This is a genomic window from Azospirillum brasilense (assembly GCF_007827815.1).
In the GTDB taxonomy this organism is placed as follows: Bacteria; Pseudomonadota; Alphaproteobacteria; order Azospirillales; family Azospirillaceae; genus Azospirillum; species Azospirillum brasilense_C.
Genome location: NZ_VITH01000014.1, coordinates 127,687 through 147,710 on the forward strand (window position 1 = coordinate 127,687; position 20,024 = coordinate 147,710).

Consider the following 20,024-nt stretch of genomic DNA (forward strand, 5'->3'; position numbering starts at 1 on the left):
AAACCCTCCCTCAGCGCGCCAGGATGCGGTCGGCCCATTTCAGCAGGCCGTGGAGCGGCAGATCGTCGTTGGCGCTGTCCCTGGTGACACGTTCGTCGAGCGCCAGGGTGGGGCGGGGTCGGGGCGGCAGGTACTTGTTGGTCGGCTCGAAGCCAAGCTCCGGCATCAGGTCGTAGCCGCCGCGCTCCGCCACCAGCTTCGAGACGGCGGACGTAGGATCGGCGAGGTCGCCGAAATGCCGGGCCGAGGTCGGGCAGACCATGACGCAGGCCGGTACCCGCTCCGTCTCCGCCAACGTCTCGTTGTGGATGCGGTCGATGCACAGGGTGCATTTCTTCATCACGCCGACGTCCTGGTCGAACTCCCGCGCGCCGTAGGGGCAGGCCCAGGAGCACAGCTTGCAGCCGATGCACAAATCCTCGTTGACCAGCACGATGCCGTCCTCGGCCCGCTTGTAGGAGGCGCCGGTCGGGCAGACGGTCACGCAGGCCGGCTGTTCGCAATGCAGGCAGGAGCGCGGGAAGTTGGTGGTGCGCGACCCGCAGCCGCTCTCCCCGGTTCCCGCCTCGAAGCTGTGGATGCGGTTGAACCACACCCCGTCCGGACCGGAGCCGTAGGCGTCGGTGTCGGTCAGCGGCGCCATGTGGCCGCCGTCGTTCCACTGCTTGCAAGCCACCGCGCAGGCGTGGCAGCCGACGCAGGTGTCGAGGTCGATGACCAGCCCCAGCCGGGGGGCGTTGGGCTCGCGGTTGGGAAGGCTCGTCATGGCCGGACTCCCCGAGACGTGGGCCGGAAGGCGGCGCCGGTGCGCAGGATGGCGGGCGGCGGTTCGACGCCCGGCGGCATGGCCTGGGCGGGGAAGCGCGGCATCGTCTCGGCCCGTTCCTTCGGCGACGCCTTCTCGACGCGGACGCGCAGGTCGTACCAAGCGGCCTGACCGGTCACCGGGTCGGCGTTGGAATGGCGGTAGCCGTTGCGCTCCGGCAGCAGTTCCGAGATCAGGTGGTTGAGCAGGAAGCCCTTGGTCCCCTCCGGCGCGTCGGTGGACAGGTTCCAGGCGCCGGAGCGCTTGCCGATGGCGTTCCAGGTCCAGACCGTCCCGGCCTCCACCCCGTCCATCAACTGGACCGGCACCCGGATGCGCCCGGTCGGGCTGGTCACCCAGGCCCAGTCGCCGTCGGCGAGGCCAAGTTGCTCCGCGGTGGAGCGCGCGATGTAGAGGCTGTTGCGCGCCAGGATCTGCCGCAGCCAGGCGTTCTGCGAGCCCCAGGAATGGTACATGGGCATCGGGCGCTGGGTGACCGCGTGCAGCGGGAAGGCACCCTCGTCCAGCCCCCCCTCCTCCAGCGGCGGGTACCAGAAGGGCAGGGGGTCGAAGTAGGTCTCCACCCGCTGCCGCTTGTCCACGGGAGGCACCACCGCGCCGTGCCCGCGCGCGGCGAGGCGGAATTTCTGGAGCGGCTCGACGTAGAGCTGGAGGATCACCGGCTCCGGCTTGTCGAGGAAGCCCATGCGGGTGGCGATCTCCAGATAGGCCTGGTTGGCGTGCTTGAAATAGTGCTGCTCCGGCGGCAGTTCGAAATGCCAGAAGCAGCCATTGCGGACGTAGCGGTCGAGCTGGTCCGGGTTGGGCGCGCCCTTGCCGGCGTCCTTGCCGTCGGCGCCGCGCCAGCCGGCCAGCGGGCCGATGCCGGGCTTGCGCTCGTGGTTGGTCATGTAGTCGGGGTAGCCGCCGGGGTAGCGCGGGCTGCCGTCCTCCCGCACAAAGGCCGGCAGGCCGAGCCGCGCGCCCAGCTCAATCAGCACGTCCTGGAAGGGCCGCACGTCGCGGTCGGGGGTCAGCACCGGCTGGCGGATGGAATCGCCGGGGCCGTGCGCGCTGCCGATCGGACGGTCGAGCAGCGAGATGCAGTCCCACCGTTCCAGGTAGGTGGTGTCGGCCAGAACGAGGTCGGCGTAGGCCACCATCTCCGAGGCGTAGGCGTCGCAATAGACGATGAAGGGGATGCGGTACTCGCCGCTGTCGGGGGCCTTGTCGGACAGCATCCGCATCGTCTCGGACGTGTTCATCGACGAGTTCCAGGCCATGTTGGCCATGTACATGAACAGCGTGTCGACGCGGTACGGGTCGCCCTCCCAGGCGTTGGCGACCACCATATGCATCAGCCCGTGCACCGACAGCGGCGCGTCCCAGCTGAAGGCCTTGTCGATGCGCAGCGGCTGCCCATCCTCGCCGACCAGCAGGTCCTCCGGCCCCATGGGGTAGCCGAGCGGCATCCCGTGGATGGCCTTGCCGGGACCGGTCTCGCCGCGCTTGCCGGCGGGCTTGGGGCCCGGCGGGGCGGGGCGGGGGTAGGGCGACTTGTAGCGCCAGCCGCCCGGCACATCGATGGTGCCCAGCAGGATTTGCAGGATGTGGATGGCCCGGCAGGTGTGGAAGCCGTTGGAATGGGCGGAGATGCCGCGCATGGCGTGCATGGCGATGGGCCGCCCGACCATCCGCTCGTGGCGCCGCCCCGCCCAGTCGGTCCAGGGCTGCTCGATGGTCAGCGTCTCCTGGAAGGCGAGGTGAGCCATCTCGGCGGCGATGCGGCGGATGGTGTCGGCGGGAACGCCGCAGCGCTCGGCCACCGCCTCCGGGGCGTGTTGCGGGTCGAGGTAACGCTCGGCCAGCAGATGGAAGGAGGGCACGGCCCGCCGCCCGTCCGGCAGGGTGACGGCGCCGACCAGCGCCGGGCGGATGCCGGCGGCTGTGGCCGGAACGGCGCGCTGCTCCACCGCGTCCCAGGCCAGCGGGGCGCCGTCGGCGTCGCGGGCGAACAGGCCGTCGTCGGGGGCGCCGGGGTCCTGGATGACCAGCCAGGGGGCGTTGGTGTAGCGGACCAGATACTCGGCGTCGATGCGGTCGGCGCGCAGCAGTTCGTGGATCAGGGCGAAGACGAACAGCCCGTCGCTGCCCGGACGGATGCCGACCCATTCGTCGGCGATGGCGGAATAGCCGGTCTTGATCGGGTTGACGGAGACGATCTTGGCGCCGCGCGCCTTCATCTTCGACAGACCGATCTTGATCGGGTTGCTGTCATGGTCCTCAGCCACGCCGAACAGCAGCAGGTAGCGGGTGTGGTCCCAGTCCGGCTCCCCGAACTCCCAGAAGCTGCCGCCCAGCGTGTACATGCCCGCCGCCGCCATGTTGACGGAGCAGAAGCCGCCGTGCGCCGCGAAGTTGGGCGTGCCGAACTGCGCCGCCCAGAAGCCGGTCAGCGACTGGCTCTGGTCGCGCCCGGTGAAGAAGGCGAGCTTGCTGGGGTCGCTGTCGCGGATCTTGGACAGGCGCTCGGTCAGGATGGTCAGCGCCTCGTCCCACTCGATCTCGCGGAATTGGCCGGTGCCGCGCTCCCCGGTGCGCAGCAGGGGCTTGCGCAGCTTGGCCGGGGAGTTCTGGGTCATGATGCCGGCGGACCCTTTGGCGCAGATCACGCCGTGGTTCACCGGATGGTCCTTGTTGCCCTCGATGAAGCGGAGCTGGCCGTCCTTGATGTGCACTTTGATGCCGCAGCGGCAGGCGCACATGTAGCAGGTGGTGTATTTGACCGTGTCGGAGACGGTCGGCGAGGGGTCGATGTCCTCGCGCGGCGACTGGTAGCGGTCGAGCCAGCCGCGCGCGTCCTCGGGCGCCGCCGGCCCGCTCCTTCGCTGGAAGCCCTGGGTGAAGGCGAACCCGCGCGCACGCTGGCCGCCGACGTCGTCGATCTTCGCCATCCTGATCCGTTCCCTTCCGGAATGCCTCCCCCGTTCCCTCCCGGCGGGGGCCGGGAGAGGGGGCGGTGCAGCCGTGTCGTTCTTCAAAAAGGCGGTTGTTCGCTCAGTCCGCGAGCCGCTGCGCGCCCGACCGTTTCGCGGCCTCGGCCATCAGCGCGTCGAGGGCCGCCGGCAGGTCGCCGGGCACGTCCACCACGACGGCCCCGGCGCGTTCCAGAGCGCCGCGCTTGGAGGCGTAGCTGCCGCGGTCGCCGGTCACGATGGCGCCGGCGTGGCCCATCTTCTTGCCCGGCGGGGAGGCGCGGCCGGCGATGAAGGAGACGACGGGCTTGTCCGTCTTCGCCACCAGCTCCGCCGCTTCCTCCTCCATGCTGCCGCCGATCTCGCCGACGAGCGCGATGGCGTCGGTGCCCGGATCGTCGATCAGGGCGGCCAGCGCGTCCTTGGTCGTCGTGCCGATCATCGGGTCGCCGCCGATGCCGAGGAAGGCCGACTGCCCATGGCCGCCGCGCACGAGATTCAGGCAGACCAGCGTGCCCAGGCTGCCGCTGCGCGAGATGACGCCGACCCGGCCCGGCTGGAAGACGCGCGGGTTGAAGGCGGGCATGATGCCGACAAAGCCCTCGCCCGGAGTCACGATGCCGGCGGTGTTCGGCCCGATGATGCGGGTGCCGTGCTCCGCCGCCGCGGCGTGCATCTCCATCACGTCGTGGGACGGGATGTGCTCGGTCAAGCAGACGACCGTCTTCGCCCCCGCCTCGATGGCGTCGATGGCGGCGGCCTTGGCGGCGGCGGGCGGGATGAACATCACCGACACGTCGAAGCCGCCGTTCGCCATGGCCTCCTTCGCGGTGGCGAAGATGGGCACGCCGCAATGGCTCTGCCCGGCCTTCTTCGGATTCACGCCGCCGACCACGGTGGTGCCGTAGGCCTGCATCTGCTCGGTCCAGAAGGTGCCCTGCTTGCCGGTGATGCCCTGCACCAGGACCCGGTCGCTCTTGCGTACGATCATCGCGCGGCCTCCACGGCTGCCGAAATGGCGTCTTCCATCCGGTCGTAGGGTTCGATCCCCAGCTCCTCCCGCACCATGCGCACGGCCTCGTCCTCGCCGGTGCCGTGAATGGAGAAGAAGACGGGGATGGTGGGGTTCAGCGTCTTCCAGGCCTGGATCACGCCGCCGGCCATCACGTCGGTGCGGGCGAAGGCGCCGCAGAAGTTGACGACGAGGCTTTTGACGCCGGGGTTGGACAGCACGAGGTCCAGCGCCTCCGTCCCCTTGGTGTAGGCCTCGCCGCCGATCTCCAGGAAGTTGGACGGACGCCCGCCGGCGTGGCTGACCACGTCCATGGTCGTCATGGTCAGCCCGGCGCCGTTCGCCAGGACGCCGACGTTGCCCTCCAGCTCGATGTATTTGAGGTCGAGCGCCCGCCCGCGCTCCTCCAGCGCCGACAGAGGCTCCTTGGCGCCCAGTTCGGCGATGTCCGTTTGCCGATAGAGCGCGGCATCGTCCACTGTCAGTTTGCAGTCCAGCGGCACGACGCGGCCGTCGGCGAGCAAGGCCAGCGGGTTGATCTCCAGCAACTCGGCGTCGTGCTGGCGGTAGACGCGGTAGAGATCGACCAGCATCGCCGCCACCGGCACCGCGGCCTCGCCGAGGTCCAGCCCCAGCAGCAGGCGGCGCGCGTCCGCCGGGCCGAAGCCCTTGCGGATGTCCACCGCCATGCGGCGCAGGGATTCGGGGCGGGTCGCCGCGACCTCCTCGATGTCCATGCCGCCCTCGGTGGAGAACAGCACCAGCGGGCTGCGGCTGGCCGGGTCGTTCAGCACCGCGGCGTAGAATTCGCGGGCGATGGCCGCCTGCTCCTCGACCAGCACGCGGGCGACCGGGAAGCCGCCGATCTCCATGCCCAGGATGGCCTGCGCGGATGCTGCGGCCGCCTCCGGCGTGGCGGCCAGCTTGACGCCGCCCGACTTGCCGCGCTTGCCCGTGGGCACCTGCGCCTTGACCACCACCGGCCCAATGGCGCGGGCGGCGGCTTCGGCCTCCTGCGCGCTGGCGCAGAGGCGGCCCTGCGGGACGCTCACCCCGGCGCGGGAGAGCACGGATTTTCCGGCATGTTCCTCGAAGTTCATCGTCGCCTCCGTCAGCGTCCGTGGCGGGACCAGAAGGGGCCGAACAGGGCCTCTTCGCTCGGCTTGTCCTCCGGGATCGGGCGGACGAGGTGGGTGATGTTGACGAAGTGCTTCCAGCTCAGGTTCTCGGAGATGGAGTTCTTCTGCCAGCTCCCGCAGCCCATGGAGAGGGTGAAGTTCAGCCCGCTGTCGAAGCCCCCGCCGTTGCCGAAGGTGTGAGCGAAGTTAACCAGCACGCGCACCACGTCCAACTCGTCGGCCAGCCGCTTCGCGTGCGCCTCGTCCCGCGTGTGGATGCCGCAGGAATGGCCGCGCCCCTGGTGGTCGAGGATTCGGCGGACCTGATCGACCGCCGCGTCGAAGTCCGGCACCCGGTAGACGGCCAGCACCAGCGACAGCTTCTCGCCGGAGAAGGGATGCGCCTTGCCGACGCCCGTCTCCTCCACCAGAAAGAAGCGGGCCTCGCGCGCCTTGGGCGCCAGTTCGAACGCTTCGGCGAGGATGGCGGCGTCCTTGGCGATCAGCTTGCGGTTCAGCTTTCCGTTCTCCCACAGGCGGGACTGCACGCGCTCCCGCTCCTCCGCGGTGCAGAGATAGGCGCCGGCCTCCTCCAGCGCCGCGATGGTCGCGTCGTAGACGGAGTCGAGGACGACGAGCGCGTTTTCCGAGGAGCAGGAGGTGGAGTTGTCGAAGGTCTTGGAGGCGCAGATCTTGCGCGCCGCCTCGGCCAGATCGGCGCTCTCGTCCACGATGACCGGGACGTTGCCGGCCCCGACGCCGATGGCCGGGGTGCCGCTGGAATAGGCGCGGCGCACGTTGTCCTGCGAGCCGGTGACGACGACGAGGTCGACCGCCTCCATCAGCGCCTGGGTCAGGCCCTTGGTGATGGGGGTGGGGATCATCTGCACCAGATCCTCCGGCGCGCCGATGCGCGCCAGCTCGGCCCGCATCAACTCGACCGTGCGGCCGGTGGCGGCGGAGCCCATGGGGGAGGGGGCGATGATGATGGCGTTGCGGCCCTTGACGGCCATCATCGCCTTGTTGACCGGGGTGGCCGCCGGGTTGGTGGAGGGGGTGACGGCGCCGACGACGCCCAGCGGCTTGGCGATCTTGACGATGCCCTTGGCGGTGTCCTCCTCGATCACGCCGACGGTGCGCACCCGCATCAGGTCGCGCAGCGTGCCGAAGGTCTTGCGCTGGTTCTTGACGATCTTGTCCGCGACGTTGCCGAGACCGGTGTCGGCCACCGCCAGCTCCGCCAGGGCGCGGGCGCGGCCCGGCTCGTAGATGGCCCAGGCGAGGGCGGCGACGGCGTCGTCCACCCGCTCCTGCGTGGCGTCGGCGAAGGCGCGCTGGGCGGCGCGGGCGCGGGCGACGAGGGCGGCGATGGCCTCCTGGTCGGCGCTGGCCGGCGTTCGGTCGAGCATGATGTTGTCCATTTGCTTGTCTCTCTCCCTGAAGGTTCGTTCGTTGGTTCGGACGGTCAGGCTTTGAGCACCCGCTGCGGCGGCTCCTTGTGGGGCGGGTTGCCGTGGGTCGGATCGTTGGGGGGGCGGCGGAGCAGGGGTTTGACCACCGGCCACATCGACCAGGCGAGGAAGATCGCGGACAGCGCCAGGATGGTGCCGCTGATCGGGCGGGTGAAGAACACCGCCATGTTGCCTTCGTAGTTGGCAAGCGAGGTGAGGAAGTAGCGCTCGCACAGCGGCCCCAGGATCACGCCCACCACCAGCGGGGCCGGCGGGAAGTTGGTGCGCTTCATGAAATAGCCGACGACGCCGAAGGCGAGGCAGACATAGACGTCGAAGAGATTGTTGCGCACGCCGTAGGCGCCGACGACGCTCAGCACGATGATGAAGGCGCCGAGAATGGCCGGCGGCACGCGCATCAGCGTCGAGAAGACCCGCGCCACGCCCATCGCCGCGACGATCATCAGCAGGTTGGCGATCAGCATGCTGGCGAAGATCGTGTAGACCAGCGTGGTGTTCGAGGTGAAGAGGAGCGGGCCGGGGTTCAGCCCGTGGATCAGCATGGCGGCCAGCATGATGGCCGTGGCGGCGCTGCCGGGGATGCCCAGCGTCAGCAGCGGGATCATGGCGGTGCCGGTGGTGGCGTTCTTGGCCGCCTCCGGGGCCGCCAGCCCTTCCTCCATGCCAGTGCCGAAGCGGTCGCCCTTGCCGCAGGCCTGCTTCTCCACGCTGTAGGCGATGACCGCCCCCACCGTGGCCCCGGCGCCGGGGATGACGCCGATGGTGCAGCCGACGCCGGTGCCGCGCAGCACGGAGGACTTCACCCGCCACAGGTCCGACAGGCCGACCTGCTTGCCGGGCTTCGTGGCGACGGAGCGGGCGCCGCCGGCCCGCTTGCAGATCAGGTCCACCACCTCGCCGATGGCGAAGAGGCCGATCATCACGACCGTGAAGTTGATGCCGCTCTCCAGGTCGGGGACGCCCAGCGTCAGCCGGGGCATGCCGTACATCGGATCGACGCCGACCGTCCCGATCAGCAGGCCGAGGAACATCGAGAGCGCGCTCATCAGCGGCGCGTCCTTGGCGATGGCGATGACGCTGACGAGGCCCAGGATGGTGGCGGCGAAGAATTCCGGCTGGTCGAACTTCAGCGCGAAGCTGGCGAAGGGCGGGGCGCCGAAGGTCAGCAGAAGCGCGCTGACCAGCCCGCCGAAGGCCGACGCGGTGATGGCGATGCTCAAGGCCCGCGAGGACAGGCCCTTGCGCGTCATCGGGTAGCCGTCCCAGCAACTCGGCAGCGAGGCCGGCGTGCCGGGGATGTTGATGAGGATCGAGGAGATCGAGCCGCCGAACACGCCACCCACATAAATGCCGCCGAGGAAGGACATCGCCGTGACCGGCGGCAGCAGGTAGGTGAAGGGCAGGGCGATGGCCATGGCGTTGACGAAGGAGATGCCCGGCAAAGCGCCGGCCACCACCCCGAGCATCAGGCCCGACACCAGGAAGACGAAGTTGTACGGATCGAGGGCGCCGGCAAAGCCACCGGCCAGATTGGCGAGGATATCCATGGGACGATCCCTCCGGTGGCCGGCTCAGTAGATGCCGAGCAGGCGGTAAAGCGCGACGGTGAAGTCGTCGAAGACGCCATGGCCGCGGTTCAGCGGCATCTGGGCGAGGAGGACGAAGACGTAGAGCAGCACCACGCAGCCGATGCCGGTGACCAGAGCCAGCGTCAGCGGGCGCCGGATGCCGCCGATGACGCACCAGAGGGCGACGAAGGCGAGGGTGGCGACCGGAAAGCCGAGCTGCGGCAGGGCGATGCCGTACAGGATCACCAGCCCCAGCCCGATCATGGCCCGGCCATGGGCGTAGCCTTCGTACTCCTCGTCGACCGGCTTCTGCCGGTGGACCGCGCGCCGCAGCGCCAGGAGTTCCTTGGCGATCCAGATCAGGGCGCACAGCCCGACCGCGCCCAGCATCAGCCGGGGCCAGCCCGTCGGTCCCACCGGGTCCGGCAGGCCGGCGATCATGGTGCTGTCGCGCACGATGTGTTGCGAGAGAAGAAGCGACCCGAAGAGCAGGGCCGCGGGTGTCGCCAGCCGGCGAAGACCGTGGGACAGGGGAGTCACGGTTCCCTCCCTGAAGAGCGATGAAGCGGGTGGGGCGGATGTGGAACCGGACTCAGCCCGGTGTCTGGCCGACGGTCTTCGTCGCGAAGCGGTCCAGATAGCCCTTCACGGTTTCATAAAAGGCCTTGACCTCCTCCTTGGCCTGGTCCGGCGTCACCAGCGTGTCGACGCAGGTGAAGGTGTCGGCGCAGAAGGTCTTCCATTCCGGGCTCGCCAGCACCTTGGCGGCGGCCTCGTGCAGCTTCTGCACGCGCTCGGGCGGCGTGTTGGCGGGCACCGCCAGCGTGCGGAAGTTCGGCAGGTCGCCGATGTCCAGCCCCAGCTCCGCCGAAGCCGGCACGTCGGGGAAGGAGGGGTGGCGCTGCTTGTCGAACACGACGATGGGCCGCAGGTCGCCGGATTTCAGGAACTGGGCGACGTCGCCGGGCTCCTCGTAGATCGCGTCGGTGTGGCCGCCGATGGGCGAGGCGTAGCGTTCCGACGGGCGGGCGAAGGGGACGTTGGTCACCGGCACGCCCTGGCTTCCCAGATACTTCAGCGTGATGTCGTCCTGCGTGCCGTAGCCGGAGGTGGCGACGCGCAGCTTGCCGGGGTTGGCCTTGGCGTGGGCGGCAAAGTCCTCGTAGGTCTTGAAGGGGCTGTTCTTCGAGACGTAGAGCATCGACGGCGAGTTCTGCATCATCGCCACATAGACGAAATTGTCCGGCTTCGCGGTGCCCAGGCCCGACGCCCAGGAGGAGACGGACAGCGCGATCAGCGTGCCGATCGTGTAGCCGTCGGCCGGGTTGGTCAGGACCCGCGTCAGGCCGGCGTTGCCCGACGCCCCGGACACGTTGACGACGGGCATGGCGACGCGGAGATGCGGTTCGGCGAGGCGGGCGAACTGGCGCGCCATCAGGTCGGCGCCGCCGCCGGCCCCGAAGGTCGCGATGACCTCGATGGGGCGCGACGGGTAGTCGTCGGCGCGCGCAGGGCCGGATGACAGGACGGGTGACATCAGCGCGGCCACCGCCGCGGTGAGCGTCAAGGCGTTGCGGAGCATTTGCATTCCCTCCCAGGGTTTGATTTTTTTTGGCGGGGTTCGTCTTTCTGGCCGTCAGGCGTGCAGGCCGGGTGCGGCGCCTCCCTTGGCTGCGGTGGTAGGGTAGGGCGCGCCCGGCGTGGCGGAGCGGCGGCGCCCGGCGACGATCTGGGCGATGGCGGCGGCGGCGATGCGGGCCGCCGGCGGGTCGGCGCGCGAGGTGAGGACGATCGGCACCGAGGCGCCGAGCACGATGCCCGCGGCGACGGCGTCCAGGAAATGCACCAGCGCCTTGAACAGGGCGTTGCCGGTCTCGATGTTCGGCACCACCAGGATGTCGGCGGCCCCGGCGCAGGGGTGGGTCAGGTTCTTGATCCGCGCCGCCTCGGCGGACACCGCGAGGTCGAGCGCCAGCGGTCCGAACACCGTCGCCCCCGGCACCTCCTGCTGGCACAGGCGGGTCAGCCGGTCGGCGTCCATGCTGGAGGGGACCCGTTCGGTCACCTCCTCGGTGCAGGAGAGCAGTGCCACGCGCGGGTCGCTGCCGCCGACCAGCCGCCACAGCTCCACGGCGTTGCGGATGATGTCCAATTGGGTGTTCAGCGACGGCGCCACGTTGATCGCCGCGTCGGTGATGACCAGCTCGCGGCCCGAACCGGGAAGCGTCATGTGGAAGGCGTGGGTGAAGCGGCGCCCGGTGCGCAGCCCGTTTTTCGGGTCGAGGGCCGCGAGCATCAGCGTGTCGGTGTGGATGTGCCCCTTCATCAGCGCGCCGACGTCGCCGGAGCGGGCGAGCGCCACCGCGATCCGCGCTGCCGCCGCGTCGTCGCGGGCCGGAACCACGCAGGCGCCGTGGAGCGTCCAGCCGATCCGGCGGGCGCTGTCGGCGATGGCCGCCGGATCGCCGACCAGCACCGGCTCGATGAGGCCAAGGGCGGTGGCGCGCCGCGCGCTTTCCAGCGCGACCGGCGACCCCGCGGCGACCACCGCCGTGGGAACCGGTTCCAGGGCGGCGCTGCGCGCCATCAGCCGGGCCGGGCAATCGGCGGCGGTCGTCTCTAGCGTCCTTGCCATGGCGTCCGTCGTCCTTAGGGTGTGAGGGCCGGCTCGGCCGGGGCGGCGTCGATGCCCAGCGCACGGGCCATGTCGCTTGCGGCGCGGTGCAGGACCGGCAGGCGCTCGGCCACCGATTCCCGCGACAGCCGGACCTTCGGCGCCTGCACCGCCAGGGCGGCGACCATCCGTCCCGCGCCGTCGCGGATCGGCACCGCCGCGCAGAAGACGCCCGGCATGTACTCCTCGTCGTCGAAGGAATGGCCGCAGGCGGCGATGCTGTCCAATTCCGCACGGAACAGCGCCGGGTCGCACAGCGTCGCCGCCGCCATGCGGGGCAGCGGCAGGCAATCCAGCAGGCGCCGCCGCGGCAGCTCCGGCAGGAAGGCCAGGAACAGCTTGCCCATCGCCGTGCAGTGCAGCGGAACTCGCGAGCCGACGCCGAACTCCAGCCGCAGCGGCCAGTTTTCCACCTCGACGCGGTCGAGATAGACGACGTCGCCGCCCTCCAGCACGCCGATGTTGCAGGTCTCCCCCAGCTCCAGGCTGAGCGCCCGCAGCCGGGCGTGCGACGGCGCCTGGCCCAGGGAGCTGCGCAGCGTGTTGAGCGCCAGGGTGCGCAGCTTCGGGCCGACGGTCACCAGCCGGCCGTCGATCGGGCGGGCGAGAAAGCCGCGCTCCTCCAGCATGGCGATCAGCCGGTGCGCGGTCGGCTTCGGCAGGGTCAGCTTCTCGGCGATGTCCTTGACGGCCATCGGCTGCCCCGCCGCGGCCACCACGTCCAGCACCGCCAGGACCCGGTCGGCGAGGGGCCGGCGGTCGGTGGCGTTGCCGTCGGTGGCGTTGCTGTCGGCGGCATCATCAATGGTCGGTTCGGGGGGCTCCCGCAACGGAGCGGAGCCCACGGCGATCTTCCGCGTCATCGTTCCTCCCGTGACTGGAAGCGTATCGCTCGGCCTCTTGGTCTCATTCAGCGATACGATTTGTATCATTAACTCACAGGACCCTGGGTCGCGCAAGCCCAAAAAGTTCGTGTACCCAATTATCCATGCATACGCGGGCATGCCCAGCCGGCATCCCGCGGCTCGGGTGATGAAACGTCCGGTTTCAAGGAGCGATGGGGGTAGGAGGGCTATCCGAACTGCGCGGACAGGGCCTCGGCGCCGCGGCGGAGGATGGGGAGGACCTGCTCGACGCGGTCGTGCGACAGCCGGACCTTGGGGGCCTGCACGGCGATGGCCGCCACCGTCCGGCCCGTCGAGGACAAAATCGGCACCGCCACGCAGAACACGCCGACCACATACTCCTCGTCGTCGAGCGAGTAGCCGCGCGCGGCGATGGACTCCAGCTCGGCGGCCAGCGCCGCCGGATCGGTGAGGGTGTGGGCGGTCTGCGCGGAGAAGGGGCCGGAGGCGAGAAGGCGGCTGCGCATGGCGTCCGGCAGGGTGGCGAGGAACAGCTTGCCCATGGCCGTGCAGTGCATCGGCACCCGCGATCCCACGCCGAACTGGAGGCGCAAGGGCCAGTGCTCGACCTCGACGCGGTCGAGATAGACGACGTCGCCGCCGTCGAGGACGCCGACGTTGCAGGTTTCCCCCAGATCGGCGCTGACCGCGCGCAGCACCGAGCGCACCGGCGCGCGGGACAGCGAGGCGCGCAGGATGCCGACCGCCAGCCGCGCCGCCTCGACGCCGATGATGACGTCGCGCGTTTCCAGGTCCCGCGCCAGAAGCCCCTTCTCGATCAGGCCGTTGACGAGACGGTGGGCGGTCGGCTTGGGCAGGCCGAGCGTCGCCCCGATGGTCTTGACGGCCAGCGGGCCGGACGCCGATGCGACCAGCTCCAGGATCGCGAAGGTCCGGTCGGTCGCGGCGGCCTTTGGCTTGGCCGCGTCGTCGGGGACGTTGGCGGTGGCGGAAGTCTGCGTGCTGCGCGTTTTCAAGGTTCGCCTGCCCTGGCGGTTTCAGCGTCTCATTGAGTGAGACGTGACGCATATAGACCGCCCGCTTTGCGCAGGCAATAGGCAACGGGGGCGGAGCGCAGGGTGATTGCATTGAAGTCCCCTCTCCCCTCCGGGGAGAGGGTTAGGGTGAGGGGGTTGTGCTTTTGCCGGACCTGCCGCCAAGCACATCCCCCTCACCGGCCCTCCGGGCCACCCTCTCCCCAGGGGGAGAGGGTTATAGAGGCCAAACGCCCGATCCATTCACACACCGGCAGCCACGAGAAATCAATTTTTCATAGGTTGTTTTAAGCGTGGAAATATTTTCTACGGTGAAGCGCCTTCCTGGCCAAAAAAGTAAAAAATTCTCATACGAACCATGCGATATTGAGAATCACTACAGGGGCTTCGCAAAAAACGCCGAAGCGTGAGTCTAAAAAGAAAACCAACAAGTAAAATCCTAGCTGGTCTGGGTTTTTACGTAAGAAAGAGGGACTTCCGTTGTCGACTTCATTTCCTCCATGGCGAACATTGACGAGACATCCTGAAGCTCGATGCGTTCGATGAGCTTTCGGTAGAAGGCGTCGTAGGCCTTGATGTCCGGAATGACCACCCGCAGCAGATAATCGATTTCGCCGCTCAGGCGGTAGAGATCGACAACCTCCGGTATGTCGGCCACCACGCGGCGGAACTCCTCCAGCCATTCCGCCGAATGTTTGCTGGTTCGGACAGCCACGAAGACGGTCACGTCGACGTTCAGCTTGGCCCGGTCCAGCAACGCCACGCGGCGGCGGACATAACCTTCCTGTTCAAGGCGTTGCACGCGGCGCCAGCAGGGGGTGGCGGACAGGCCGACCTGCTTGCCGAGGTCGGCGAGCGACAGGGTCGCGTCGGCCTGGAGGGCGGCCAGGATCTTCCGGTCGGTGGCGTCGATGGTCATCGGGGTTGCTCGGGGCCTTCACGGTTGGGACGGATGATTTTGCTCGTTTGGCCCGCCGGGAGAAAAGCTTTTTCGTTTTGAGGATTTTGCATGCACCCGCATGCCGCCATCGCGGGCAGACCGCCCGGCCTTTGAGCAGGCCAGCCTTTAGCAGGCGGCCGCCACCACAGGGCCAGAACAGGAAAGATCAGGATGATGACCGACACCATCGCCACGGACAAAGCCCCGGCTGCCATCGGCCCCTACGCCCAGGCCCGCGTCGCCGGGGGGCTGCTGTTCGTCTCCGGCCAGCTGCCGATCGACCCGGCCACCGGGGCCTTCGCCGGTCCGGACGCGCCCACCCAGGCGGCGCGCAGCCTGACCAACATCGCGGCGATCGCCGAGGCCGCGGGAACCAGCCTGGCGAAGGCGGTGAAGATGACCGTCTACGTGACCGACCTCACCCAGTTCAAGGCGGTGAACGAGGTCTATGCCGGCTTCTTCCAGGCGCCGTTCCCCGCCCGCTCGACCGTCGAGGTGTCGGCGCTGCCGCTCGGCGCGTCGGTCGAGATCGACGCCGTCATCGCGCTTTGAGGGTGACATGACCGCTTCCGCGCAGACCGTGCCGTTTTCTCCCGGCGCCGGTTCGATCCGTCAGCCGATCCGCCTCGATTACACCCCGCTGCCCGAGGTTGCCTGCCGCGACTGGACCCGGCGCGCGATCGAGCTGCTGGAGACCGAGGCGGCGCGGTCGCCCGACACGCCGCTGCTGAAGCTCGACGTTCCGGAGCTGTCCGGGATCGACGTCTACCTGAAGGACGAATCGACCCACCCCACCGGCAGCCTGAAGCACCGCGTCGCCCGGTCGCTGCTGCTGTTCGCCATCTGCAACGGGCGGATCGGCGAGGGCACGCCGGTGATCGAGGCGTCGTCGGGCTCCACCGCGGTGTCGGAAGCCTATTTCGCCCGTCTGCTCGGCCTTCCCTTCCACGCGGTGATGCCGCGCGGCACCTCCGACGAGAAGGTCGCCGCCATCGAATTGCACGGCGGGCGCTGCCACTTCGTCGAATCCTCCAAGGCGATCTACGCCGAGGCGGCGGCGCTGGCGGCGCGGCTGGGCGGCGTCTATCTCGACCAGTTCACCTACGCCGAGCGCGCCACCGACTGGCGCACCGACAACATCGCCCAGTCGATCTTCGGCCAGATGCGCAGCGAGCGCCACCCGGTGCCCGACTGGATCGTGATGAGCGCCGGCACCGGCGGCACCGCCGCCACCATCGGGCGCCACATCCGCTACCGCCATCTGCCGACCCGGCTGTGCGTTCCCGACGCCGAGCATTCGGTTTTCTACGAGAGCTTCGTCAACCGCGACGCAGCACTCACCTGCGAGCGCGGGTCGCGCATCGAGGGCATCGGGCGGCCCCGCGTCGAGCCCTCCTTCATCCCCGAGGTCGTCGACCAGATGATCAAGGTGCCCGACGTGGCCTCGCTGGCGGCGATGCGGGTGCTGTCGCGGCGGCTGGGCCGGATGGTCGGCGGGTCCACCGGGACCAACTTCTTCGGGCTGTGCTGGATCGCCGGACGGATGCGCGACGCCGGGCGGGCCGGGTCGCTGGTGACGCTGATCTGCGATTCCGGCGAGCGCTACCGCAACACCTACCACGACGACGCCTGGATGGGGCGGGCCGGTTTCGACACCGCCGCCGACGAGGCGCGGATCGAGGCCTTCCTTCAGGGCGGCCCGTCCCTCTGACGCAAAAAGAACAAGCGCTTTCAAAAAACAAAAATCGCCACCGCAAGACACTTGGCAGAAAAACAGGAGCATTCACCGATGGACGAGTTTCGCACACTTCTGCGCAACGCGATGAAGAGCCGCGCGATGGTCTATGAGGCGGCCTTCGACGAGATGCGCAAGGAGATCGGCGAGGAGAAGGCCCGGGAGATCATGGCGCGCACCATCTATCGCCGGGGTGCGGCCATCGCCCACAATTTCGCGCCGCACGCCCCGGCCGATCTGGCCGGCCTGCGCGACTCCTTCCTGAAGTTCATCCCCGACGCCGAGGCCCAGTTCGGCCCGGAGGTCGTGCGCTGCACCGACGAGGTGCTGGAGATCCGCTTCCACACCTGTCCGCTGAAGGAAGCCTGGCTGGAGGCCAACCTGCCGGCTGAGACGGTGGAGACGCTCTGCGAACTCGCCGGCGCGGTCGACAAGGGCACCTTCGAGACCGCCGGCTTCGAGATCGAGGTCGACACCTGGAAGCCGGGCCGCAGCACCTGCTGCCACCTGACGATCACGCCGGGCGCCGCCGCGCCCGCCGCCGCGAACTGACCGTCCAGCCTCGCCGACAGGGGAACCGAACCATGAAAAAGCATGCTGTTTTCGGCGCCGCACTGGGTGCCGTTGTGGGCGCCATGCTGGCCGCCACCGCCGGTGCCACCACTGCCCAGGCCGCCGACCGCGAGATCGTCATCGGCTATCAGGCGCCGCTCAGCGGCGACCGCAGCCAGTATGGCGAGATGTTCCGCAACGCCGCCCAGATCAAGCTGGAGGAGTTCAACGCCTCGGGCAAGCTGGCCGGCGCCAAGGTCGCCATCACCTTCGAGGACAGCAAGGACGATCCCAAGGAGGCGCGCAACATCGCGCACAAGTTCCTCGACAATTCCAAGATCGTCGGGGTGATCGGCGACTTCTCCTCCACCGTGTCGATGGCGGCGGGCGAGATCTACGCGGCGGAGAAGATGCCGCAGCTCTCCCAGACCGCCTCGCATCCGGATTTCACCAAGCTCAGCCCCTGGCAGTTCCGCAACATCACCACCCAGGCCTTCGAAGGCCCGTACAACGCCGACTGGATCATCGCGGCGGGCAAGAAGACGGCGGCGGTGATCTACATCCAGAACGACTGGGGCATCTCGGCGCTCGACGGCTTCGTCAGCGGCTTCAAGGCCAAGGGCGGCAAGATCACCGCCACCGAGGCGTTCAACCCCGGCAACCGCGACTTCCGCTCCATCCTGACCAAGGTCGCCCGGCAGAAGCCCGACGTGATCTACCTCGCCATGTTCTACGAAGAGGGGGCCGCCTTCGCCCAGCAGCGCGAGCAACTCGGCATCAAGATCCCGCTCTACGGCACCAGCTCCCTCTACTCGCCCAAGCTGATCGAGCTGGGGCGCGAGTCGGTGGAGGGGCTGCATCTCGCCACGACCTTCACGCCCGACAACCCCGACCCGGCGGTGCAGACCTTCGTGAAGGAATACGCCGCGCGCTTCAAGTCGGAGCCCGGCATGTTCGCCGCCCAGGCCTACGACGCGGTCGGCATCATGCTGGACGCCGTCGCCAAGGCCGGCCCGTCGGTGACGCGTGAGAGCCTGCGCGACGCGCTGGCCGCCACCACCGGCTATCCCGGCGTGACCGGCGCCACCAGCTTCGACCCCGTCACCCGCGAGCCGGCGAAGGCGCTGGCCAAGATGATGGTGAAGGACGGCCGCTTCCAGGTCGTGACCGGTCCCTGACCGGTACCGTCTAAGGACGCCCCCAGGGACGCCCCAGGGCTATCCACACGATCCGCTTTTCGGGACACACGCCGTGGTGCGCGCTCCGCCGGGACCGGCGGGCGCGCTCCCCGAAGCCTGGAGCACGCCATGGTCTTCGATGTCTTCTTCCTTCAGCAGGTCATCAACGGCCTGTCCATTGGGTGCGTCTATGCCCTGATGGCGATCGGCTTCACGCTGATCTTCGGCGTCCTGAACGTCGTCAACTTCGCCCACGGCGAGGTCTACACCATCGGCGCCTTCGTCGGGCTGATGGTCATCACCGCGATGGCCCCGCCGCTGCTGGCGGTGGTGCCGCTGGTTCTGGCGGTGGGCGCGGTGTCCGGCGTCGGGCTGGAGCGCATCGCCTTCCGCCCCTTCCGCCGCTTCACCGACGAGGCCAGCCAGAAGTCCCGCGCCATGCGCGAGGCGACGCTGCTCTCCTCGCTCGCCGTGTCGATCGTGACGCGCGAGATCATGATGCACATCTTCGGCGGCGACATGCAGGGCATCCCGTCCGGCTACCTGCTGCAGCAGCCGGTCGCCATCGGGCCGGTCATGGTCGCCAGCGGCAGCCTGGTCATCTTCGCCACCTCCGCCGTCATGCTGGGCGCGCTGCAGTTCCTGCTCTACCGCACCCAGACCGGCCTCGGCATCCGTGCGGTGTCCAACAACCAGCTCGGCGCCCGCTACGTCGGCATCAACACCGACCGCACCATCGTCACCACCTTCGCGGTCGGCTCGATGCTGGGCGCCACGGCGGGAATCCTGGTCGGGCTCTACGACGGCGCCATCTCGCCGCACATGGGCTTCGCGCCGGGCGTCAAGGCCTTCGTCGCCATGGTCATGGGCGGCCTGTCGAGCATCCCGGGGGCGGTCGCCTGCGCCCTGCTGCTCGGCGTGTCGGAGAGCATCGCGACCGAGTTCCTGTCCAGCGGCTGGAAGGACCTGATCACCTACAGCCTTCTGGTCATCACGCTGGTCTTCTTCCCGCAAGGATTGTTCGGACATGGACGTGAACGTGCCTGACGCCCGGCTGATGCCGGACACCCTCGCGCCGCCCGCCGCGTTTTCCGGGCGAGGCCGGCGGTTCGCCTGGACCCTGCTCCTGCTGGCGGTCGCCTTCGGCGCCGTGCCCGCCGCGATCGTCGGCACCGGGTCCAGCTATCTCGCCCAGATCGCCATCACGACGATGATCTTCGTGATCCTGTCGGCCAGCCTGAACCATGTGACGGGCACCGCCGGGCTGCTGTCGATCGGCCACGCCGCCTTCTACGGCATCGGCGCCTACGCGGCGGCCCTGCTGTCGACCCGGCTCGGCCTGCCCTTCATCGTCACGCTGCCGGCGGCGGGGCTGATCGCCGCGCTGTTCGGCTTCCTGGTGGCGCTGCCGACCATGCGGCTGGTCAGCATCTACTTCGCCGTCGCCACGCTCGGCATCGGCGAGATGATCTACGTGGTCCTGCTGAACTGGGTGGACGTGACCCGCGGCCCGATGGGCATCCGCGGCATCCCGCCGATCGAGCTGTTCGGCTGGCAGGCCGACACGCTGCTCAGCCGTTATCTGGCGGTCGCGGTCATCGCCGTCGCCTGCGTCTGGGTGCTGCACCGGCTGACCCACTCCTACTACGGCAACGCGCTGCGGGCTCTGCGCGAGGACGACCAGTGCGCCGACAGCATGGGCATCAACGTGGAGCGGCTGAAGATCGAGTCCTTCGTCGTCGCCACCTTCTTCGCCGGCATCGCCGGGGCGCTGCTCGCCCACACCTCCGCCTACATCGCGCCGGACAACTTCCGCTTCATGGAATCGATCCTGATCCTGGCGATGGTGGTGGTCGGCGGTCTCGGCAGCCTTCCCGGCGCGGTCGTCGGCGCCCTGTTCATGATCGTCCTGCCGGAGGCGCTGCGCGACATCGGCGATTACCGCATGATCGCCGTCGGGGCGACCATGTTCCTGTCCATCCTGCTGCTGCCCAAGGGCATGCTGGCCGAAGGCACCGCGCTGGGCTTCGTCCGCCGCTCCTTCTCCCGCGGCTGGGCCACCATCGCCGGCGGCACGCCCGTCGGCTGGAAGTGA

Annotated in this window: 18 protein-coding genes; 6 read left to right on the forward strand and 12 right to left on the reverse strand. The window is 69.1% G+C overall.

What is annotated here, in order from left to right; translation table 11 throughout:
• Positions 1 to 10: 10 nt before the first annotated feature.
• From FBZ83_RS24845 to FBZ83_RS24900, 12 genes are all read right to left on the reverse strand, one after another.
• Entirely contained in the window at positions 11 to 766 is a 756-nt protein-coding gene (locus FBZ83_RS24845; protein WP_145689380.1) for a 4Fe-4S dicluster domain-containing protein, read from the reverse strand.
• Positions 763 to 3,759 carry a molybdopterin oxidoreductase family protein gene (locus FBZ83_RS24850; RefSeq protein WP_145689381.1) on the reverse strand — a complete coding sequence of 999 codons (2,997 nt, stop codon included), beginning with the start codon at positions 3,757 to 3,759 and terminating at the stop codon, positions 763 to 765. The genes FBZ83_RS24845 and FBZ83_RS24850 overlap by 4 nt, the downstream gene beginning before the upstream one ends.
• Before the next feature lie 103 nt (positions 3,760 to 3,862).
• Complete coding sequence (locus tag FBZ83_RS24855) at positions 3,863 to 4,771, reverse strand: succinate--CoA ligase subunit alpha (RefSeq protein ID WP_145689382.1); 909 nt, start codon at positions 4,769 to 4,771, stop codon at positions 3,863 to 3,865.
• On the reverse strand, positions 4,768 to 5,892 hold the full coding sequence (sucC, locus tag FBZ83_RS24860; RefSeq protein ID WP_145689383.1) for an ADP-forming succinate--CoA ligase subunit beta: 1,125 nt from the start codon (positions 5,890 to 5,892) through the stop codon (positions 4,768 to 4,770). Before sucC ends, FBZ83_RS24855 begins: the two co-directional genes overlap by 4 nt.
• A gap of 11 nt (positions 5,893 to 5,903) precedes the next feature.
• On the reverse strand, positions 5,904 to 7,331 hold the full coding sequence (gene sauS / locus FBZ83_RS24865; RefSeq protein ID WP_145689384.1) for an acylating sulfoacetaldehyde dehydrogenase: 1,428 nt from the start codon (positions 7,329 to 7,331) through the stop codon (positions 5,904 to 5,906).
• Positions 7,332 to 7,375: 44 nt separating this feature from the next.
• Entirely contained in the window at positions 7,376 to 8,929 is a 1,554-nt protein-coding gene (locus FBZ83_RS24870) for a tripartite tricarboxylate transporter permease (protein ID WP_145689385.1), read from the reverse strand.
• A gap of 24 nt (positions 8,930 to 8,953) precedes the next feature.
• The gene (locus tag FBZ83_RS24875; RefSeq protein WP_145689386.1) at positions 8,954 to 9,490 is read right to left on the reverse strand and encodes a tripartite tricarboxylate transporter TctB family protein; all 537 of its coding nucleotides are present in this window, start codon (positions 9,488 to 9,490) and stop codon (positions 8,954 to 8,956) included.
• A gap of 52 nt (positions 9,491 to 9,542) precedes the next feature.
• Positions 9,543 to 10,532, reverse strand: coding sequence for a Bug family tripartite tricarboxylate transporter substrate binding protein (locus FBZ83_RS24880; protein ID WP_145689387.1), 990 nt, complete (start codon positions 10,530 to 10,532; stop codon positions 9,543 to 9,545).
• Between the two features lie 54 nt (positions 10,533 to 10,586).
• Positions 10,587 to 11,585, reverse strand: coding sequence for a bifunctional enoyl-CoA hydratase/phosphate acetyltransferase (locus FBZ83_RS24885; protein WP_145689388.1), 999 nt, complete (start codon positions 11,583 to 11,585; stop codon positions 10,587 to 10,589).
• Positions 11,586 to 11,599: 14 nt separating this feature from the next.
• The gene (locus FBZ83_RS24890; RefSeq protein WP_145689389.1) at positions 11,600 to 12,487 is read right to left on the reverse strand and encodes an IclR family transcriptional regulator; all 888 of its coding nucleotides are present in this window, start codon (positions 12,485 to 12,487) and stop codon (positions 11,600 to 11,602) included.
• A 209-nt stretch (positions 12,488 to 12,696) separates the two neighbouring features.
• A complete protein-coding gene (locus FBZ83_RS24895; protein ID WP_145689390.1) occupies positions 12,697 to 13,506 on the reverse strand; it encodes an IclR family transcriptional regulator in 810 nt (269 codons plus the stop codon).
• A 457-nt stretch (positions 13,507 to 13,963) separates the two neighbouring features.
• Entirely contained in the window at positions 13,964 to 14,443 is a 480-nt protein-coding gene (locus FBZ83_RS24900; RefSeq protein WP_103040629.1) for an Lrp/AsnC family transcriptional regulator, read from the reverse strand.
• 192 nt (positions 14,444 to 14,635) lie between these two features.
• Between FBZ83_RS24900 and FBZ83_RS24905 the strand changes: the two genes are divergently transcribed.
• The 6 genes from FBZ83_RS24905 (at position 14,636) to FBZ83_RS24930 (ending at position 20,024) form a co-directional block, all read left to right on the forward strand.
• The gene (locus FBZ83_RS24905) at positions 14,636 to 15,016 is read left to right on the forward strand and encodes a Rid family detoxifying hydrolase (protein WP_014200209.1); all 381 of its coding nucleotides are present in this window, start codon (positions 14,636 to 14,638) and stop codon (positions 15,014 to 15,016) included.
• Between the two features lie 7 nt (positions 15,017 to 15,023).
• The gene (locus FBZ83_RS24910; protein WP_145689391.1) at positions 15,024 to 16,175 is read left to right on the forward strand and encodes a PLP-dependent cysteine synthase family protein; all 1,152 of its coding nucleotides are present in this window, start codon (positions 15,024 to 15,026) and stop codon (positions 16,173 to 16,175) included.
• Positions 16,176 to 16,253: 78 nt separating this feature from the next.
• A complete protein-coding gene (locus tag FBZ83_RS24915) occupies positions 16,254 to 16,751 on the forward strand; it encodes an L-2-amino-thiazoline-4-carboxylic acid hydrolase (RefSeq protein ID WP_114861325.1) in 498 nt (165 codons plus the stop codon).
• 32 nt (positions 16,752 to 16,783) lie between these two features.
• Positions 16,784 to 17,929, forward strand: coding sequence for an ABC transporter substrate-binding protein (locus tag FBZ83_RS24920; protein ID WP_145689392.1), 1,146 nt, complete (start codon positions 16,784 to 16,786; stop codon positions 17,927 to 17,929).
• A gap of 129 nt (positions 17,930 to 18,058) precedes the next feature.
• Positions 18,059 to 18,976, forward strand: a complete 918-nt coding sequence (locus FBZ83_RS24925; RefSeq protein WP_059399728.1) for a branched-chain amino acid ABC transporter permease — start codon at positions 18,059 to 18,061, stop codon at positions 18,974 to 18,976.
• Entirely contained in the window at positions 18,957 to 20,024 is a 1,068-nt protein-coding gene (locus tag FBZ83_RS24930) for a branched-chain amino acid ABC transporter permease (RefSeq protein ID WP_145689393.1), read from the forward strand. Before FBZ83_RS24925 ends, FBZ83_RS24930 begins: the two co-directional genes overlap by 20 nt.

Excerpts from the sequence above, each read along its gene's own strand:
- FBZ83_RS24845 (WP_145689380.1), bottom strand. The coding sequence starts at position 766 with ATGACGAGCCTTCCCAACCGCGAGCCCAACGCCCCCCGGCTGGGGCTG.
- FBZ83_RS24850 (WP_145689381.1), bottom strand. The coding sequence starts at position 3,759 with ATGGCGAAGATCGACGACGTCGGCGGCCAGCGTGCGCGCGGGTTCGCC.
- FBZ83_RS24855 (WP_145689382.1), bottom strand. The coding sequence starts at position 4,771 with ATGATCGTACGCAAGAGCGACCGGGTCCTGGTGCAGGGCATCACCGGC.
- sucC (WP_145689383.1), bottom strand. The coding sequence starts at position 5,892 with ATGAACTTCGAGGAACATGCCGGAAAATCCGTGCTCTCCCGCGCCGGG.
- sauS (WP_145689384.1), bottom strand. The coding sequence starts at position 7,331 with ATGGACAACATCATGCTCGACCGAACGCCGGCCAGCGCCGACCAGGAG.
- FBZ83_RS24870 (WP_145689385.1), bottom strand. The coding sequence starts at position 8,929 with ATGGATATCCTCGCCAATCTGGCCGGTGGCTTTGCCGGCGCCCTCGAT.
- FBZ83_RS24880 (WP_145689387.1), bottom strand. The coding sequence starts at position 10,532 with ATGCTCCGCAACGCCTTGACGCTCACCGCGGCGGTGGCCGCGCTGATG.
- FBZ83_RS24885 (WP_145689388.1), bottom strand. The coding sequence starts at position 11,585 with ATGGCAAGGACGCTAGAGACGACCGCCGCCGATTGCCCGGCCCGGCTG.
- FBZ83_RS24890 (WP_145689389.1), bottom strand. The coding sequence starts at position 12,487 with ATGACGCGGAAGATCGCCGTGGGCTCCGCTCCGTTGCGGGAGCCCCCC.
- FBZ83_RS24900 (WP_103040629.1), bottom strand. The coding sequence starts at position 14,443 with ATGACCATCGACGCCACCGACCGGAAGATCCTGGCCGCCCTCCAGGCC.
- FBZ83_RS24905 (WP_014200209.1), top strand. The coding sequence starts at position 14,636 with ATGATGACCGACACCATCGCCACGGACAAAGCCCCGGCTGCCATCGGC.
- FBZ83_RS24910 (WP_145689391.1), top strand. The coding sequence starts at position 15,024 with ATGACCGCTTCCGCGCAGACCGTGCCGTTTTCTCCCGGCGCCGGTTCG.
- FBZ83_RS24915 (WP_114861325.1), top strand. The coding sequence starts at position 16,254 with ATGGACGAGTTTCGCACACTTCTGCGCAACGCGATGAAGAGCCGCGCG.
- FBZ83_RS24920 (WP_145689392.1), top strand. The coding sequence starts at position 16,784 with ATGAAAAAGCATGCTGTTTTCGGCGCCGCACTGGGTGCCGTTGTGGGC.
- FBZ83_RS24925 (WP_059399728.1), top strand. The coding sequence starts at position 18,059 with ATGGTCTTCGATGTCTTCTTCCTTCAGCAGGTCATCAACGGCCTGTCC.
- FBZ83_RS24930 (WP_145689393.1), top strand. The coding sequence starts at position 18,957 with ATGGACGTGAACGTGCCTGACGCCCGGCTGATGCCGGACACCCTCGCG.